This window comes from Paenibacillus aceris (assembly GCF_017874035.1).
Classification (GTDB): Bacteria; Bacillota; Bacilli; order Paenibacillales; family NBRC-103111; genus Paenibacillus_E; species Paenibacillus_E aceris.
Map to the genome: position 1 here is coordinate 43,357 of NZ_JAGGKV010000017.1, position 17,212 is coordinate 60,568.

At 49.6% G+C, this 17,212-nt stretch carries 17 protein-coding genes and 2 riboswitches; of the genes, 2 read left to right on the forward strand and 15 right to left on the reverse strand.

The genetic code is table 11. The features are described from left to right. Position 1 precedes the first annotated feature (1 nt). From uca to J2Z65_RS25050, 3 genes are read right to left on the reverse strand one after another with little or no spacing between them, the layout of a single operon-like run. Complete coding sequence (gene uca, locus J2Z65_RS25040; RefSeq protein WP_167055797.1) at positions 2-3,622, reverse strand: urea carboxylase; 3,621 nt, start codon at positions 3,620-3,622, stop codon at positions 2-4. A 23-nt stretch (positions 3,623-3,645) separates the two neighbouring features. Further along, entirely contained in the window at positions 3,646-4,296 is a 651-nt protein-coding gene (locus J2Z65_RS25045) for an urea amidolyase associated protein UAAP2 (RefSeq protein WP_167055794.1), read from the reverse strand. Positions 4,297-4,320: 24 nt separating this feature from the next. Further along, positions 4,321-5,037, reverse strand: coding sequence for an urea amidolyase associated protein UAAP1 (locus tag J2Z65_RS25050; protein WP_167055791.1), 717 nt, complete (start codon positions 5,035-5,037; stop codon positions 4,321-4,323). 71 nt (positions 5,038-5,108) lie between these two features. Continuing rightward, a riboswitch (guanidine-I (ykkC/yxkD leader) is annotated at positions 5,109-5,209 on the reverse strand. A gap of 190 nt (positions 5,210-5,399) precedes the next feature. Further along, positions 5,400-5,503: riboswitch (guanidine-I (ykkC/yxkD leader) on the forward strand. Positions 5,504-5,592: 89 nt separating this feature from the next. On the opposite strand from J2Z65_RS25050, the gene J2Z65_RS25055 reads away from it, so the two are divergent. Continuing rightward, positions 5,593-6,948, forward strand: coding sequence for an APC family permease (locus J2Z65_RS25055; RefSeq protein WP_193580856.1), 1,356 nt, complete (start codon positions 5,593-5,595; stop codon positions 6,946-6,948). Between the two features lie 52 nt (positions 6,949-7,000). Here J2Z65_RS25055 and J2Z65_RS25060 read toward each other — a convergent pair whose 3' ends face one another. From J2Z65_RS25060 to J2Z65_RS25070, 3 genes are all read right to left on the reverse strand, one after another. After that, the gene (locus tag J2Z65_RS25060; protein WP_167055789.1) at positions 7,001-7,987 is read right to left on the reverse strand and encodes a Gfo/Idh/MocA family protein; all 987 of its coding nucleotides are present in this window, start codon (positions 7,985-7,987) and stop codon (positions 7,001-7,003) included. A 426-nt stretch (positions 7,988-8,413) separates the two neighbouring features. Continuing rightward, positions 8,414-9,817, reverse strand: a complete 1,404-nt coding sequence (locus J2Z65_RS25065; RefSeq protein WP_167055786.1) for an NAD-dependent malic enzyme — start codon at positions 9,815-9,817, stop codon at positions 8,414-8,416. Between the two features lie 27 nt (positions 9,818-9,844). Next, positions 9,845-10,657, reverse strand: a complete 813-nt coding sequence (locus J2Z65_RS25070; RefSeq protein WP_167055783.1) for an aspartate dehydrogenase — start codon at positions 10,655-10,657, stop codon at positions 9,845-9,847. Between the two features lie 143 nt (positions 10,658-10,800). On the opposite strand from J2Z65_RS25070, the gene J2Z65_RS25075 reads away from it, so the two are divergent. Further along, positions 10,801-11,136 (forward strand): 2Fe-2S iron-sulfur cluster-binding protein, encoded by a 336-nt coding sequence (locus tag J2Z65_RS25075; protein ID WP_167055780.1) that lies wholly within the window; start codon positions 10,801-10,803, stop codon positions 11,134-11,136. 97 nt (positions 11,137-11,233) lie between these two features. Here the strand turns inward: J2Z65_RS25075 and J2Z65_RS25080 are convergent, their stop codons facing one another. The 9 genes from J2Z65_RS25080 to J2Z65_RS25120 form a co-directional block, all read right to left on the reverse strand. Continuing rightward, entirely contained in the window at positions 11,234-11,533 is a 300-nt protein-coding gene (locus tag J2Z65_RS25080) for a hypothetical protein (RefSeq protein WP_167055777.1), read from the reverse strand. 42 nt (positions 11,534-11,575) lie between these two features. Continuing rightward, the gene (locus J2Z65_RS25085) at positions 11,576-12,046 is read right to left on the reverse strand and encodes an Atu1372/SO_1960 family protein (RefSeq protein WP_167055774.1); all 471 of its coding nucleotides are present in this window, start codon (positions 12,044-12,046) and stop codon (positions 11,576-11,578) included. Positions 12,047-12,087: 41 nt separating this feature from the next. Continuing rightward, positions 12,088-12,372 carry a 2Fe-2S iron-sulfur cluster-binding protein gene (locus tag J2Z65_RS25090; protein ID WP_167055771.1) on the reverse strand — a complete coding sequence of 95 codons (285 nt, stop codon included), beginning with the start codon at positions 12,370-12,372 and terminating at the stop codon, positions 12,088-12,090. 45 nt (positions 12,373-12,417) lie between these two features. Continuing rightward, a complete protein-coding gene (locus J2Z65_RS25095; RefSeq protein ID WP_167055768.1) occupies positions 12,418-13,095 on the reverse strand; it encodes a GntR family transcriptional regulator in 678 nt (225 codons plus the stop codon). 88 nt (positions 13,096-13,183) lie between these two features. Then, positions 13,184-13,714, reverse strand: a complete 531-nt coding sequence (locus tag J2Z65_RS25100; RefSeq protein WP_167055766.1) for a chromate transporter — start codon at positions 13,712-13,714, stop codon at positions 13,184-13,186. Next, positions 13,711-14,304, reverse strand: coding sequence for a chromate transporter (locus J2Z65_RS25105; RefSeq protein ID WP_167055763.1), 594 nt, complete (start codon positions 14,302-14,304; stop codon positions 13,711-13,713). Before J2Z65_RS25105 ends, J2Z65_RS25100 begins: the two co-directional genes overlap by 4 nt. Positions 14,305-14,355: 51 nt before the next feature. Next, positions 14,356-14,829: a GlcG/HbpS family heme-binding protein gene (locus J2Z65_RS25110; RefSeq protein ID WP_167055761.1), complete on the reverse strand. Its 474-nt coding sequence runs from the start codon at positions 14,827-14,829 to the stop codon at positions 14,356-14,358. 28 nt (positions 14,830-14,857) lie between these two features. After that, the gene (locus J2Z65_RS25115; protein ID WP_167055758.1) at positions 14,858-16,327 is read right to left on the reverse strand and encodes an aldehyde dehydrogenase family protein; all 1,470 of its coding nucleotides are present in this window, start codon (positions 16,325-16,327) and stop codon (positions 14,858-14,860) included. A 151-nt stretch (positions 16,328-16,478) separates the two neighbouring features. Beyond that, the gene (locus J2Z65_RS25120; protein ID WP_167055755.1) at positions 16,479-17,189 is read right to left on the reverse strand and encodes an iron-containing redox enzyme family protein; all 711 of its coding nucleotides are present in this window, start codon (positions 17,187-17,189) and stop codon (positions 16,479-16,481) included. Between the last annotated feature and the right edge of the window lie 23 nt (positions 17,190-17,212).

Genomic DNA, 17,212 nt, shown 5'->3' on the forward strand with positions numbered 1-17,212 from the left:
CTTAAGCAGATTGGGCAATACCAAGAATGAGCTGGCCTGCATGAACTTGATCGCCCGGCTTCACGTGAACGATAGAGACAAAGCCGTCGCATGGAGCATGCTGCGGGAACTCCATTTTCATGCTCTCCAGAATCGCCAGTTGATCACCTTTCTTCACTTGCTCACCTGGTGAAACGAGTACCTTCCACACGCTTCCAGGCATGATTCCGCGCACAGCGATTGTACCTGCCGGCAGTTCATCTTCGGGCTGTTCACTTGCCGTTTCTTGTTCAGAGACGTACTCCGCTAAGCCTTTGGCCTTCCAGCTCTCCCGCTCTTCGTTGAACGCGATTTGCTGCTGTTTGCGGAATGTTTCTGCACTTTCTTCAATAGAGCTTAAGAATTGCAGATATTCGCCTAAGTCAAAAGTGGTTTCCTGAATATCCGCTTCATACCGGCCACGCGGAAAATCTTCACGCAGCTGAAGAAGCTCCTCAGCACTCACTTCATAGAACTGAATTTGGTCAAAAAATCTCAGCAGCCACGGCTTACCTGCCTTAAAACTCTCCGTAGACCGCAGCCGATTCCACATCTGAATCGTTCGTCCGACAAACTGGTAGCCGCCCGGTCCTTCCATCCCATACACACACATGTAAGCTCCACCGATGCCAACAGCATTTTCCGGTGTCCATGTACGAGCCGGGTTATATTTCGTGGTTACTAAGCGGTGACGCGGGTCAACCGGCGTGGCGACAGGGGCGCCCAGGTACACATCACCTAAGCCAAGCACCAAGTAATTGGCATCAAAAACAATCTTTTTCACATCATCAATCGCATCTAATCCGTTAATACGTTGAATGAACTCAAGGTTGCTCGGACACCAAGGGGCATCCGGACGAACCCCCTGCTGGTAACGCTGAATTGCGAGCTGTGTCGCCGGGTCATCCCACGAAAGAGGCAGGCGCACTATCCGAGATGGAACACGGAACTCTTCAAGCGGCGGCAGAGCTGCGTCGATTTCCACAACTTTCGCGCATGCCTCGCTGACTGTGATTTGGGACGGATCGATATGGATTTGCAAAGAGCGAATGCCAGGGGTCAAATCCAGCACCGGAATCGAGCTGCTTTCCACGATCGCTTGCATCAATGCCTGTACTTGGAAACGCAGGAGCAAATCCAACTCAAGCTCGCCATACTCCACGAGCAGGTTCTGATCGCCACAGCAGCGGATCGTGATCGGGAATCTGCGATTAGCTGTTTCATGGAAAAGTCGCGGATACTCCGGCTTAATCTCTTTATTAACAACAGGAAGCCCACACCCGACTAACCTTTCAAAATCCCCCTCTCCAATAGCTTGCAAATCCCCCTCCTGCACCTCACGCAAAGCCTCCGCTTCTTCAAGCGTCAGCAGGTGAAAGCGAATCGTATCGCCCGGATGCAGCTGACCCAGCTTCCAGAATTCTGCCGAAGCCGTCGTCACCGGACAAACGAACCCGCCAAGACTAGGACCATCCGGTCCAAGCAGGATCGGCATGTCTCCCGTCAAATCCAGCGTCCCAATCGCATAAGCATTATCATGGATATTGGATGGATGAAGCCCGGCTTCTCCCCCGTCTTCACGCGTCCACAGCGGTGCCGGCCCTATCAAGCGAACTCCGGTTCTGGAGGAGTTAAAATGTACTTCCCAGCTCGTTTCAGTCAACTGCTCCAAGTACTCCGCACGCAGGAACTCCCCTGTGCAATGAGGTCCAGGAATGACGCCAATCGTCCACTCCCTTGTCATTCTGGGACGGAACTGCACAGCAAGCTCTGCCGTTTCCTGCACAGGGCTGCCGCCCGCGTTCACGCCAAGCACGTCGCCGGTTCGCAGCGCACGGCCGCCGTGTCCGCCGAATCCGCCCAGCGTGAAGGTCGAGGAGCTGCCGAGAATTTTCGGCATATCGAAGCCTCCGCTGACCAGCAGGTAAGTCCGCATGCCTTCTTTCGCTTCGCCAAAACTGAGCACTTGCCCGCGAGCCGCAAATGCCGGCTTACAGAGCGGGATTGTTTCTCCGTCCAGTTCGGCTTGCATATCCGCACCAGTGACGCAGAACCACAAGTCGCTGCGGAACTTGTAAGAGCCTCCGCGCAGCGTCATTTCGAGTCCGGGGGCGTCATCGGCGTTACCGAGCAGCTTATTGCCGATCCGGAACGAGAACGGGTCCATCGGTCCGCACGGAGGCACGCCCACATCCCAGTGGCGAATGCGCCCAGGGAAGTCCTGCACGGTGGTTTGGATGCCGCCGTCTACGACTTCCAACGCCTTTTCAACAGGCTCGAATGTATTTAATAACTGCGTGAAGACGTTGCCGTCTACGCAATCTTGTTCTTGCAGAAGAGCTTGCAAATATTGCAGATTCGTTGTAATTCCATACATACGCGTCTCGGACAAAGCCTCGATCAGCTTCCGAATGGCGTCCATACGGTCCGTCCCGTGGACGATGATTTTGGCCAGCATTGGATCGTACAAGGTCGTGACCGTCAAGCCGTCTCTCACCCATGTTTCGTTGCGCGCCCCGCTTGAAAATACCGCACGATCCAGCTGCCCCGCACTCGGACGGAACTGCTGCAAGCAATCCTCGGCGTAAATGCGCGCTTGCATGCTGTGGCCGATCGGCTTTCGAATGAGCGATTGAATGTCCGTCAGCTCGTTCGCCGCTTCGCGTACCATCCACTCGACAAGATCAACTCCCAGCACTTCCTCCGTCACGCCATGCTCCACTTGAAGTCGTGTGTTCACTTCCAGGAAGTAAAACTCGCACATTTCCGGATCATACAAATATTCCACCGTACCTGCGCTGCGGTAGCCAACTTCAGCCGCCAGACGCTTTGCCGAGGCAAACATTGCTTCACGCACGTCATCCGACAGATTCGGGGCTGGACTTTCCTCCATCACCTTCTGGTTGCGGCGTTGAATGGAACAGTCGCGTTCACCGAGTGTAACGACTTCCCCGAAGTTGTTCCCGAAAATCTGCACCTCGACATGGCGTGCTCTGGCGATATATTTTTCAAGGAACATGCCTCCGTTCTTGAAATTCGTCTCAGCCAAGTGGCGCACGCCGTCAAAGGCCGCCCTTAAAGCCGCCTCATCCGCGCAGACGCGCATGCCAATGCCGCCGCCACCTGCTGTGCTTTTGAGAATAACCGGATAACCAATCCGCGCAGCTTCTGAAAGCGCAGTTTCAAGCTCTGTGATGAGCGGGGTTCCCGGAAGCATCAGCACACCAGCTCTTTCCGCTATTTCGCGCGCGGAGTGCTTGAGCCCGAACATTTCCATTTGTTCCGGTGTAGGTCCGATGAACACAATCCCATGGTCGCGGCAAGCACGGGCAAACTCGGCATTTTCACTAAGAAAGCCGTATCCGGGATGTATCGCCTCAGCACCGGTTTCCAGTGCTGTTTTCAAAATTAGCTCGGTATTCAAATAGCTTTCCTTCGCCGGCCCCTCGCCGATCAGAACCGCTTCATCCGCTCCGTCCACATGCAAGCTATCTTGATCTGCTCCTGTATATACAGCCACGGATGCCACTCCGAGCTTGCGCAGCGTGCGCTCAATGCGCACAGCGATGGCACCGCGATTAGCGATTAGTACTTTAGTAAACATCGTCTCCACACCCCTTTGAATTTCTATTTATCCCAAATTAGCACCTGAATCGGCGTTGGATTGTATGCATTGCAAGGATTGTTAAGCTGCGGACAGTTACTGATCAGCACCATGGAGCTTCCCAGCGACTGAACTTCCACATAGCACCCCGGTGCGGAAACACCGTCATCAAACTTCAGGCCGCCATCTGCGGTTACCGGCACATTCATAAAAAAGTTAATATTCGGCGCCAAATCCCGCTTCGTATACGCCCCATCCCACTGCGCAAGCTGCAGCATGAAGGTGTCCCGGCAGTTGTGCATCGACAGTTTATCGTGCGAATAACGCACTGTATTACTTTGAGCGGAGCACGAGCCTCCAACGGTGTCATGACGCCCGCACGTATCTGCTACGATTCGGAGCAGCTCCTTGCCGGATTCGGCACGCAGCACCGACCCTGTGCTTAGATAAATATTGCCTTGGCCTGCAATCGTCGCCACAGCGCTATAGTGATCCTCCGGATTATCAGCATCGTAAAACAGGGTATCCGCCGCCTGATTCCCTTCCAAATCGACGATGCGAAGCACTTGACCCGGCTTCAACACGCGCATCCATCCGTCCCCCGCTTGAATGATTTCGCTATAAATGGCCTCCTCGGCATTGCGAGGGCTCTCTACTCGATTAAATACCGCCATATCCGTTCCTCCTCCGTGTTTTTATTAACTAAGCAATGCGTGATATTCCCATGTATTTTCAAAAGCCCGGCGATTCTCCGAGCGATAATTGACACAATGGTCATCCATGCCTACAGGATCAGCCTGAAGTACCTCGATGTTAACCGGTACGGATGGATAAGAGGTTCTAGGATCAAGCGGATTAGGTGTATTGGAAAGAACAAGCAGCGTATCTAATTCTGTTCGAAGTGTTACTGTAGCACCTGCCGGGCAATGCGTTAGACTGAAATGCATATCGCCCTGCTCATCGCAAAACACCTTCGAGAATAAGTTGAGGACAGGCATCATGTCGCGCATGCTAAGCCCGTTACGAACAAGCTCCACAGCAAAGTTTTCTTGCCCGCTTCGCAGCCACTCGTTTCGCAGCTCCTGATAATTGGTCGCACCATATTTGGCATCCGTCGTTGCACGGCTTGTGTATCCACTAAGGGGATCATGCCAGCCTACGCTATCCTCCACGATGCTAGCGAGCACTCTTCCGTTATCGCTCATCAGCACATGCCCCCTCGTCAGATGGGAAGTGTACTGCGCCTTCAGCGTATCCGGCATATTGTAGCGCTCCGTCAAATCTCTCGCGTGGAACAATTGAATGGACACATTCGCGCCCGCTTCCAGCGCCGTAAACCGGATCAATTTCCCTTTGCCAATCACGCCTGACCACTTGCCTCCCGGACCTATCTTTTTGCTCCACACGTTAGTCATCGTCCCCATCTCCTCCTGAATTCTGATTAAACAAAAAGGGAGACATCACAAGACGTTGTCGTCTTGGTGATATCTCCCAGGTTTTTATCCTTCCGTGTCGCTCCTTGTTCAGGAACGGTTTACTCTCGGACCAGCCCGGTCATCTGCCGGCGGAACCCTAGTAAACAATCGTATTCGTTTGTGTTATTAAACATAACATCGATAAATGAAAGTGTCAATAACTTCTAACGAATTCACCTTTTTCGTGTAAAATACTTCCCACGACCCCAATAATGTGTTATATTAACTCACATAAATGACATATAGTTAACACCGAGGAATCAGGACGTCCGTTTTAAAATTTTAAGTAATGATTCATGACATAAACGGTTTTCTAGGGTTCCGTGAGCGCCTCAAGCCTCAGTCTGGACCGAGAGAAAACGCACAGCTAACCCTGTGTTCACGGAGGGATAAAAGCCCGGGAGGATATCTGTTTCATAGATATCTCCTTGGCTTTTTTGCATATCAGACCCTGATGATTGATCACAGGCACTAACGATAAGGGAGTGTTCCATCATGACAACCGAAGCCACACTACGGAAATCCTTAAGCTTATACCAAGTCGTTTATATGGGGCTTGCGTGGATGACACCAATGATTTATTTCTCCATCTATGGGATTGCTTACGAGAATGCCCATGGCATGCTGACGCAGGCTTACCTGCTCGCTTTCATCGCTATATTCTTCACGGCTTACAGCTATGGCGTCATGTCCAAATCTTTTCCTACATCAGGTTCCGCTTACACGTATACGAAAAAGAGCATCCACCCCTATCTCGGATTCCTCGTCGGTTGGGCGCTGCTGCTGGATTACTTTTTCTCCCCGATTATCGCTTGTCTCACCTTCGGCATTTATCTGCACGCGCAGTTTCCATCCGTCCCGGCTTATGTCTGGATCATAGGACTCAATATAATCCTTGGTATCGTCAATGTTATCGGCATTAAATTTTCCGCCAATATCAGCAAGTTGTTCGTATGGATTCAAATTCTGTTTATCGCTGTCTTCTGTTTCTTCCTTTTCCGCAATTTGACGGGAGATGTTCATCCGATGGGACTTTTCCTTCAAACCGATGTACCGTTCTCCACGATTCTGGCCGGTGCTTCAATCATCTGCTTCTCTTTCTTAGGCTTCGATACGGTAACAACCATGTCCGAAGAAACGGTCAACTCTGAGAAAACGATCCCCCGGGCCATCATGATTATCATTATTACAGCCAGCATTCTTTACTTGGTGCCATCCGTTTTAACTCAGCTCATTTATCCGCACCTAACCTTCGTCAATGTGGACTCAGCCGGCTTCGAGATCGTGAAGCTTGTAGGTGGGGCCGCTCTCAGCTCCGTCTTTATCACCGTACTCATACTCGCTATTTTCACCCAAGGCTTGTCGTCCGTAACGAGTGTTTCCCGCCTTCTCTATGTGATGGGGCGCGATTCCATTCTGCCCAAAAGGGTGTTTGCCTTTCTACATCCAAAGTTCAACACACCGGTGATCAACATCGCGATCGTCAGCTGTGTCTCCCTTTTGGCACTCGTCATCTCCTTGGACAATGCGGTCAAATTCGTCAATTTCGGGGCATTAACGGCTTTCTTCTTCGTGAACATTTCTGTCATCGCGCAAAAATACATCAAAGAAAACCAACGTTCCGTGAAGACCACGTTTTTGTATCTGGCACTTCCGCTCGCGGGAGCCGGCTTCATTGGTTATCTGCTGTCGCTGCTTGATCGGGACGCCTTATGGATGGGCGGTGTATGGCTCATTATCGGGGTTGCATATCATCTGATTCGAAAAAGAATTAGCACTGAGACTGGAGCCGTACTCGCTCCTGTGTCAATGCCTGGCAAGTCTATGCGGACCTCCAGTACTATAAAATAACAAAAAAAACCGAGCGAACTCAGGACCGTTTCCTGCCTATCGCTCGGTTTATTTATTTGCGGTCTGCGGGGAATACAAGCCCCATCTGTTTTCTAGCCTCGTCCATAATCGCCATCGCGATGCTGGAATTGGCATGTGAGTTCGTCTCGGACTCTAACGCTCCGCTTTGGATCAAGCGGATAAACTCTTCTGCCTCGTAACGCATCGTTCTATCACTCTGCTCACGCGTCAGATTTTCCACAGAACCGTCCCGGTAGCGGATTTCCACTTTTTCCGGCTGGTTGATTTTATCAATGACCATCGTTGCGTGCTCGCCTTGAATTTCTGACGGCAAATAGGAGCTTGCGATTTTGGAATGCATGATGACCGCATCCATCTCTTTGTAGCTCAGTAAGAGACTGCCTTCACCGTCGACACCGGACTCCAGCAGCATGCCGCTTGCCTGCACGCGCTCCGGAGTGCCGAACAGCACCGCGAGCGGATAAATGCAATACACACCAAGGTCCATTAAGGAGCCATTGGAAAAAATGGGATTGAACGCATTCAGCACCGTGCCCTGCTTATAGGCATCATACCGCGAGGAATATTGGCAGTAGCTTGCAAAATAACGGCGGATGGGTCCAAGCTTCGGCAGATTCTCTTGAATCGCTTTGAAATTCGGCATGAGCGTGGACTTCAGCGCCTCCATGAACACGACCTTGTTGCTGCGCGCAGACTCAATCATCGCGGACAGCTCAGCCGTATTGGACGCTGCGGGCTTCTCGCATAGGACATGCTTCCCGTGATTCATGCAGTGAATTGCATACTGTGCGTGAAGCGAATTCGGGCTCGCAATGTAAACCGCATCGAAAGCGTCGCTTTGCGCGAAAGCGTCCAAGTCCGTAAACCGGTGAGCGGCCTCGAATTTATTGGCGAATTCCGCCGCCTTCTCCTCTGTGCGTGAGTACACGGCTGTTAAGGTGAATTCTCCCGTTTCGCGGGCGGCGTGAATGAATTCCTCTGTAATCCAGTTGGTTCCTATTACTGCAAAACGTATCATAGTATCTCCTTTGTTTTGTATGTTTTTTCATTGGTATGGCCTTGGTTTGGGGCTAGAAATGGATCGGGAAAGCCCTCACGAGTTAGATGTTTGGACTAAAGAAACTTCAGTCCTCTATTTGGACGGAAAATGGCCTTTGGGTCGGTGAGAGGAAACTATGATCCTCTATTTTGCCATTTAGGCGGAAATGAGGTGCCTAGCGGGTAAATAAGACCTTGTAGTTCCACTTGCGCCCGGAAATGTGCCACTTTGGCTGAAATAGCGGACTGCAGTTCCACATGCTGTGCGGTGTCGGCTATGTTCAGCCAATTTATTCTTATTACTATACCTGATTTGGGATCGTTGATAAAGGTATACCCAAAATTGAAAGAACCAAAGCCCCCTTGGTTGGGCGCTTTGGTTCTTTGAAATAGCAACAGCCGACGCTTATCTGAAATCCGGCGGAATACGGCGTGAAACTCCCGTTAAGATGGCTGCTTCAACGACGGCATTCCTGACTTTGACAACCACTTGCTCGTTAAAAATACTCGGAATGATGTACTGGTCATTTAACTCGCTTTCGGAAACAACGGAAGCAATCGCTCGTGCCGCCGCCAGCTTCATCGGTTCGTTGATCCTGCGCGCACGGCAATCGAGCGCCCCTCTGAAAATCCCCGGAAACACAAGCACGTTATTGATTTGGTTCGGATAATCGCTCCGTCCGGTAGCAAATACGCGAACATGCGGGAGTGCTTCCTTCGGATCGATCTCCGGAACCGGATTCGCCATAGCAAATACGATGCTGTTCGGGGCCATCTTCTGCACGTCGCTTCCGCTCAACAGCCCGCCTCTTGATACTCCGATGAATACGTCCGCTCCGCTAATCACATCGCGTAAGCCGCCTGGAGTAGCTTCAACCTGCGGCTGCTCCGCAAGCCACGCCCACATCGGATGCGAGTATTCGCCTCCGCGAATGATGGCGCCGTCCCGGTCAACAGGGACAAGCCTTTTCACGCCTGCGGCCAGCAGCATTTTACAGATAGAAACGCCTGCTGCCCCAATCCCGTTGACGACGATTCGAACTTGGTCCATCCGCTTGCCAACGACTTTGAGTGCGTTCAAGAGGCCGGCAATGACAACAATGGCGGTACCATGCTGATCATCGTGAAAGATAGGGATATCCAACTCTTCGGTAAGCCTTGTTTCAATTTCAAAGCAGCGCGGGGAGCTGATATCCTCCAAATTAATTCCGCCAAAAATAGGACTAATCGTTTTAATTGTGCGGATGATCTCTTCTGTATCTTGTGTGTCCAAGCAGATCGGAAAGGCGTCTACCCCGGCAAGCTGCTTAAAAAGCATCGCTTTCCCTTCCATCACAGGTGCGGCTGCGTGCGGGCCAATGTCGCCTAAGCCTAATACAGCAGTACCGTCTGTTACGACCGCTACGGTATTTCTTTTAATCGTTAAAGAATATGCTTTTTGAGGATCTTCATGGATGGCTGTGCACACGCGGGCCACACCTGGCGTATACACGATGGACAAATCATCCCTATTTTTGATTGGAAGTGTCGGTTGTACAGAAATTTTGCCCCCGAGATGCGCTAGAAACGTTCGGTCCGATACGTTGATGAGACGAATACCGTCCAGCGCTTTAATCGCTTCCACCACTTTGGTTTCGTCTGTATCAGCCACATTTACCGTGACGTCACGAACGGTTACTTCCTGCCCAGGGCGAATGATGTCTATGGAAGTAATATCTCCACCGGCTTTAGTGATCGTAGAAGCAACCTCACCAAAATTCACTTTATTGAGACTTAATTCCAGACGCAGAATGATACTGTTATATGCCATGTTCTGATCCTCATTTCTACTCTTTTTTTAGATGCCAATGACAAAAGATGATGTTAAATCCCGAAGAGTTTTGATCACACTCATCGCCACGATATATCCGGTTTTTGGATTGCCGGCGGAAGGCGTGTTTCTAATTTGCAGATTGATTTGACCGAATTTCCCCTTCGCTTCGATTTCATGCGTGTTTTGGGTGATGTGAGGATCTACGAATACTTTCACTTTGGTCTGATCAAATCCTACACCAGCTAGACTTAGTGCCGCAGAAACATTCACGCTCTCCGGAAATAAGCGGGCGGAATCGCGTGCCACTCCGTCAAACGCGCAAAATGGCTCCGTTAATTCAGCCAAATTCACCTGCTGCTCGATAACTGTGCCAATCCAAGCCTTAGGAGGTTTTCTTGTCACTAGTGTTACTTCGTCCATCGGGCCTACACTTCCTGCTGCGATCCGATCTAAACCTCCAATTGCGGCTGAAGGAACGATCACTTTCCTGCCTGTTTCCCGTGCCTTCTTCATGATCCGATGCAGCAGCGGCTCGTCAGCCAGTGCGCCAACACTGACCAAAATAAGATCCGCTCCGTACGCCAGAGTTTTCTCGCCATATTTCACTACGGCCTCATGGCCGGCACTCTCCACAACAACATCAAGTTCCTGGGCAAAGAACACATCTTCATTCGAAGTCATCACACATCCTGATCCTGGATGACAGGCATCAGGATATTTATTCTCGTCACGGACCAGTATCGCCCTTAATTGGGCAGCCCCCGCATCTCCTTGTAAAATAACGCGAGCCACATCCTCACCGATGGTTCCATATCCGATAATGCCTACTTTTATCATAAGTCATGAATCCTCCTGTAATGGTTAATGGTTTCAAGTTTGCTTCCTCTGTTTCTCTATCATATCAAAAATAATGTATTTGGTATACCATAAACCAATTAAATGTGATATACTAACACTACTAAGACATGGGGGGATGCCAAGTGCCATCAGTGACTTATCTTACATCAGGAAAAACGATAGAAGTCGAAAAAGACGCCAATCTCTTAAGAACATCGATCCGATATGAAGGGTCTGTACCTTACAAATGCGGCGGTGGCCTTTGCGGAACTTGCCGTGTACAGATCGTGGACGGGCATGAACACTTAAGCAGAATTATGAAAAAGGAAGTCGACCGACTCGGTCAGGAGAAGCTGGACCAAGGTTTCCGCCTCGCCTGCCAAACTTTCATCACCGGTGACGTGACGATCTCCTGGGGCGAAGAAGATCTTAGCCGTCTTAACAAAATCGCCCAACGAAGAATTAACGCAGCCCAATAGGTTGAAAATCAGGCAAGCAGTCCGAGAGGACTGCTTTTTTGCATGGGATAAATCTAAATTAAAAAAAACGCAAGCTCCCAGAGCCTGCGCTTTTACTTTATGCTATTTTCACAATCTTACTGTCCTTGTCGACATCCAGTTCATAGATCTCTTTCTCAATCTGAGCGGTGGAATCAAACTTTGGAAATACCTTGAGCGGAATGCTGTTGTCTGCGAATTTCTCAGAAACCCCTTGAATGATGATTCTTGTATCTTCACCAACAATTTTGCATACTTCAAACAGTGTTTTTTTCTTGCCGAAGAAGTAATACTCGTATGCTGCCACTAACTCTAAGTTCGGATTATTCGTCACCGTCCGGTAACGATCAGTTGTGGATACTAGAATATATTCGCTCATATGAAGCCCTCCGCTCAATTATTTTATATATGTTGAATCACTTTACTCATAACTCACAATCAATTCTACTTCTACTGCAGCACCGCCGGGCAACGTAGCAACGCCAATAGCGGACCGGGCATGCAGCCCTCTGTCTCCGAATACTTCAACTAACAGATCTGAGGCGCCATTCAAAACGTAAGGCAGATCGTGAAACCCAGGATTCGCATTAATGAAGCCTTCCATTTTAACGATGCCGGTTATGCGATTCAGATCTCCCAGAATAAACTTTAAAGTACTTAGTTGATTAATCATGCATTGCCTGGCTGCTTGGTAACCTTCTTCTTTGGAAAACTCTTGTCCTACTTTGCCTTTGTATTGAAGCACTCCACCCGCCTTCGGGGTTACGCCACTTAAATAAATCAAAGGAGGCAAAAGGGTATAAGGCAGATAATTCCCACTTGGTTTAGGCGGAGAGTCCAGCAGAATGTTCAGTTCTTCGAGTCTGGCTTCAACTTGTCCATGTAGTTGCACAATAAGTCATCCCCCATATAGGCTGCTGTCTCTGACTGTCCCTATTCCTGTCGGAGCTCAATATCTTCCGAAATATATAACTGGCATGCTAGACGAAATCCTTCATTAATTTTATCGCCCAGCATCTTATTTTCTTTCCAATTGGGTTCTTGAAGCTTATCGCCGCCGGTAACGACTTTCACCATACATTTCGTGCACTTACCCATACCACAGCCATATTTCAGATGGGGGAATTTCTTAATTCCCGCTAACACCACCAAGTTACTGTTCTCATTCACTTCTTGTTGATACACTTGGCCATTCTGGTGTAATGTCACATTCGGCATATCACAACCTCCATACAGCAGCATGAATATAGGCAATCACGGTCTTTATTCTCTTTCTAAAGCTTCCATGTAGGCCTTTTTAGAATTTTCGACGTGAATTTTCGTTAAATTTTCAGCAAACTCCGCTTCACCGTTCAGAACGGCTTTGATAATTTCTCTGTGTTCCTCCATCGCTTTGCGTTGGCGCCCAGGAAGCTCGTAGCCTACATGAACGAAAGCGCGGATATAGTCGGATAAACCGTCCAACATTTGCGTTAACCTCGGGCTCTTCGCAGCACGGAAAATAACTTCGTTCGCCTCAAAGTGATATTTCCAGTCGGATTGCTCGAACGTAGGTTTTGCTAAAGCAGTGTCAATCTCTACAATTATTTGGCTTAGTTCCTCTCGTTGAGCCTGTTCGACTTTCTTGACGGCCAACTTCACGGCCAGACTTTCAAGAGATGACAAAATCGTGAATATTTCGATTATCTCATCCGGAGATAGTTTAGAGACAACCACTCCCTTACGCGGAAGCGTCTTTACGAAGCCTTGTGACTCAAGCCGAAACAGTGCTTCCCGGATGGGAGTGCGGCTAACATTTAATTGATCGGCCAATTCCCTCTCGATAATCCGGTCACCTGATTTGTATATACCTTGAACGATAGCTTGTTTAATATATTGATACACTTTATCCCTGATCGGGCTTAATTCCTCTTCTTTCCAAATCACTGGATTGTCCGGCATATGGTATACCTCCGCGTATGCGTTTTCTTACAGTTTAATCGATACACCATAACCAATCAACATTAGAATGTGGGGTATACCTGCCGGATCATCCCAGAACAAAAGCTCCATACACTAAACCCAGCCCCACAACAGCCGCTGGATGTACTTTCCATTTCTCCAGAGCAACAAAACTAACCGCTGCAAGCAAGGCCGTCTGCCATATTCCCGCCGATTGATAGGCGCTGGTGAAAAACTGCAGCGCCAATGTGCCGAGCAGAACAGCGACGATTGGACGAACGATTAGTGTCATCGCCATGACTTGCGGAGCTCCTTTGAAAAAGTTGATGAACTTGAACAAGAGAACCATCGCAAGAGCCGTCGGCAGGATGGTAGCGATTAGCGCGACTAACGCGCCGGGAATGCCGGCCACCTGGTAGCCGATATATCCTGCAAGCTTGGTGGCGATCGGACTTGGAAGGGCATTGCCGAGAGCCAGCACATCGCCGAACTGTTCCATGCTCATCCATCCGAAATGATCAACCACTTCTGCCTGAAGCAACGGGATAATCGGCGGCCCGCCACCGTAACCTAATATGTTAGGAACAAAAAAGGCCCAAAATATTTCTAATAGCGTCATGCGGAAAAACCCCTGTCTGAATTGCCCTGCTGCTGTTTACGCTTCTTTTTGTTAGTCAAATAGGTGGACTCAGTGAACGCGTAAGCAAGCGCGATGCCAATCAGTAATCCTGGGTTTAAGTTAAGCAAAACGAGCGCAATGATCGAAATGAGCGTCCACGCCAGCGTTTTGCTTTTCACCCAGCTTTGCCAAGCTTTTTTGAAGAAATCGTAGGCCATAACCGCCATCATCACGCCGATGACCGGCTGAATGCCGTGCGTCATGCCGCCTACAATACCGGAATCCTTTAATTTATAAATGAGTCCTAGAAGCAAAATCATACCAATGAGCGCGGGAATGACCATCGCTGTAATCGCAATAAATGCGCCCATATAGCCATTCACTTTGTAGCCGATATAACCTGCCATTTTCGTGGCGATCGGGCCAGGCAACGCATTCCCCATCGCAAGCACATCTGTAAATTCATCGTCCGTCATCCACTGATACTTCTGAACAGCCTCCGCATGAACCAAGGGGATCATCGTTGGCCCCCCGCCGTACCCCAGAAGCCCAATCCGGAAAAACCCGAGGAACAGATTCCAGTACGCCATCTTCCCTCTTCCCTCTCCATTGCAGCTAGTTTCATAAGGAACGAACCGCGTTTATTTTTTAATATCCGCTTGTGTCATGACATCGTACTCACTGCCTAAATACTGCTGCAGAGCCTTTAACGCCGCGGTGCCGACCGCTGTATCCTGCTCCCCGTTACCTCCGCTGACCCCTACGCCTCCAATGACTTCGCCATTCACGACAATCGGGAATCCGCCGACGAAGATCGCAAATTTACCGGGCATCATCACATGTATGCCGAATGCCTCTCCGGTTGTTGTCGCAGGTCCTCCCGGTTGGTTAAACAGATGCGTCGAGCGTTTATGGCCGCTTGCCGTAAAAGCTTTGGACGTTGCAATCTCAGGGCCGGTAATCCGTCCGCCGTTCATACGTTCCAGAGCAACGATATATCCGCCATCATCCACGATACAGATAGATTCCAAAGCGTTCACTTCTGCTGCCGCCTTCTTCGCAGCTTCTATCATCACTTTAGCTTCTTCCAGCTCAAGCTTTAATACCGATTTCATATGAGATCCTCCATTATGAATCTATCGTTTATACGCCGTGGTATACCGTTTTGATTTGCGTGTAGAATTCAAGTGCCGCACGACCGGATTCGCGGTAAGTCGCTGTACTCGACATTTTCACTCCGCCGAATGGTGCATTATAAGCATTGCCGGTAGTCGGACGGTTAATTTTCACCATGCCTGTCTCGATATTCTGGATAAAATGTTGAATCTTGCTTGCATCTAGCGTGCAGATTGCTGCGGATAGGCCGAATTCCACGTCATTCGCGATATCCATCGCTTCTTGGAAGCTGGCAACACGGATCACCGAGATGACCGGTCCGAAAATCTCTTCCTGCGCGATGCGCATGTCAGGTGCAACCCCTACGAACACGGCAGGCGTTACGTAGTAACCATTCGCGTACTCGCCCTCTGTGATTTGCTCGCCGCCTACGACCAGCTCAGCGCCCTCTGCTCTGCCTATGGCGACGTAATCCAACACATTGCGAAGTTGGCTTTCATTCGCCAGCGGACCGACTTCAACGCCTTTGCTAAGACCGTTACCCACCGTAAGCTGCTTGGTCTTCTCTACAAGCTTCCGAACAAACTCATCATGAACCGCGTCCATGATAATTACTCGGCTCGTACCGGTGCAAGCTTGACCCGTTAGCTCAAATCCACCCTTCACTGCGAGTTCTACCGCATGATCCAAGTTCGCATCGTCCATGACGATCAGCGGGTTCTTACCGCCTAGTTCCAACTGCACGCGTGTAGACAATCGCACCTGACGATTAATCTTCTCTCCTGCACCCGTTGATCCCGTGAAAGTAACCGCTTTGACGGCCGGATGAGTGACCAGCGGTACGCCTGTCTTCGAAGCGGAGCCTGTCACGAAGTTGATCACACCTGCCGGAAGTCCGGCTTTATGAAGCGCCTCCACTAAACGGTAAGCAATTAGCGGTGTGTTGGATGCCGGCTTGAATACGACCGTATTGCCTGTAACTAAGGCTGGTGCAATTTTGCGGACCGGAATCGAAATCGGGAAGTTCCATGGTGTAATAATCGAAATGACGCCTAATGGTTCTTTGCGTGTGTATACGAAAGTCGTTGCATCATCCGACGGGAGTGTTTCGCCGGAAACGTTCAGTCCTTCCGAAGCGTAGTATCTTAACGTTTGTGCGGAGCGTTTCACTTCCATCCGGCTGCTCGCAATTGTCTTTCCTTCTTCGCGTGTCAGCTCTTCGGCGTATTGCTCCAGACCTGCCTCTAGCAAATCCGCTGCTTTATACATAATTTCCGCTCTCTTCGTGGGAGAAACGTGGCGCCAAGTTTTGAATGCCTGTTCGGCAGCCTCCATGGCCTGGATAACATCCTCTTCCGTCGAAGCTTGAAATCTTCCTACGATATCTTTCACATTAGCAGGGTTGGTTGTGGTGAAGGTTTCGCCGCCTACTGCCTCTACCCATTCCCCGTTAATTAAGTTTTTGAACGTTTGCACTGCCGTCTCCGTTGCTGCCATGTCAATCCCCTTTCTCTTTAAATACCAATGTCGGCTCAAAAGCAGGGTCTAGTATGCTAGTTAGACCAATTCCCGAGAAATGCTGCTTCCCGGGAACCGTTTAACCTTCTATTTTCTATGAACGTTTATATGAGATAAGCAATGATAAGGACTACTCTAGGCAAAATTCGCGAGAGATCGCTGCGATGTACATTCTGCGCATTTTCGTAGCTTCTTCTACAATTTTGATGCAGCGTTGTTGATCTTCAGGCGTCCTAGCATACTCGAGTACGATTTGGTAGCCACGCTCACCGTGGATCTCATCGGATACGATATGTAAATCGAAGAATTCCACTTCTTCATCTGTGAAGCCGTAGTGATTGCGAAGTGTTGGTGTTTGTCTGCGGTAAATGGCAGGCACTTGAGATTCAAGTCCAACAACCAGCGCTGCTGTAGCGAATAAGAAATTTTCTTTGAAGGCCATCCGGTAGCACCAGGATTGTAAACCGATGGTTTCAGGAAGCAGATGCTGCATTGATTCAACGCGTTCGCGAGTCGTCCCGCAAGCTTCACCGAAACGGATGAGTAAATCCGTGTGGCGGTCGCCGCCGAGTTCCTCTTCCCACATGTTCTGCAGGATGAAGTCTCTTGCATCCTCATGCGGACAGTTGGCATAAATGTAAGCCAGGTATTCTGCAAATGGACCTACATAAGCGTAATGCTGTTCTACCCATCTAGCGAAATGTTCTTTTTTCAATTCACCATTTGCCCACATTGTTGTAAAAGGAGCTTTAGCAACGGCGTTACCTTCAATGGCTTGCTCGAGTGCATAGCGGAATTCCTCTTTGTTCATCAAATGGGATTCAGTTGCTGCTGTTGTCATATTAAACTCTCCTCTCAAAATGT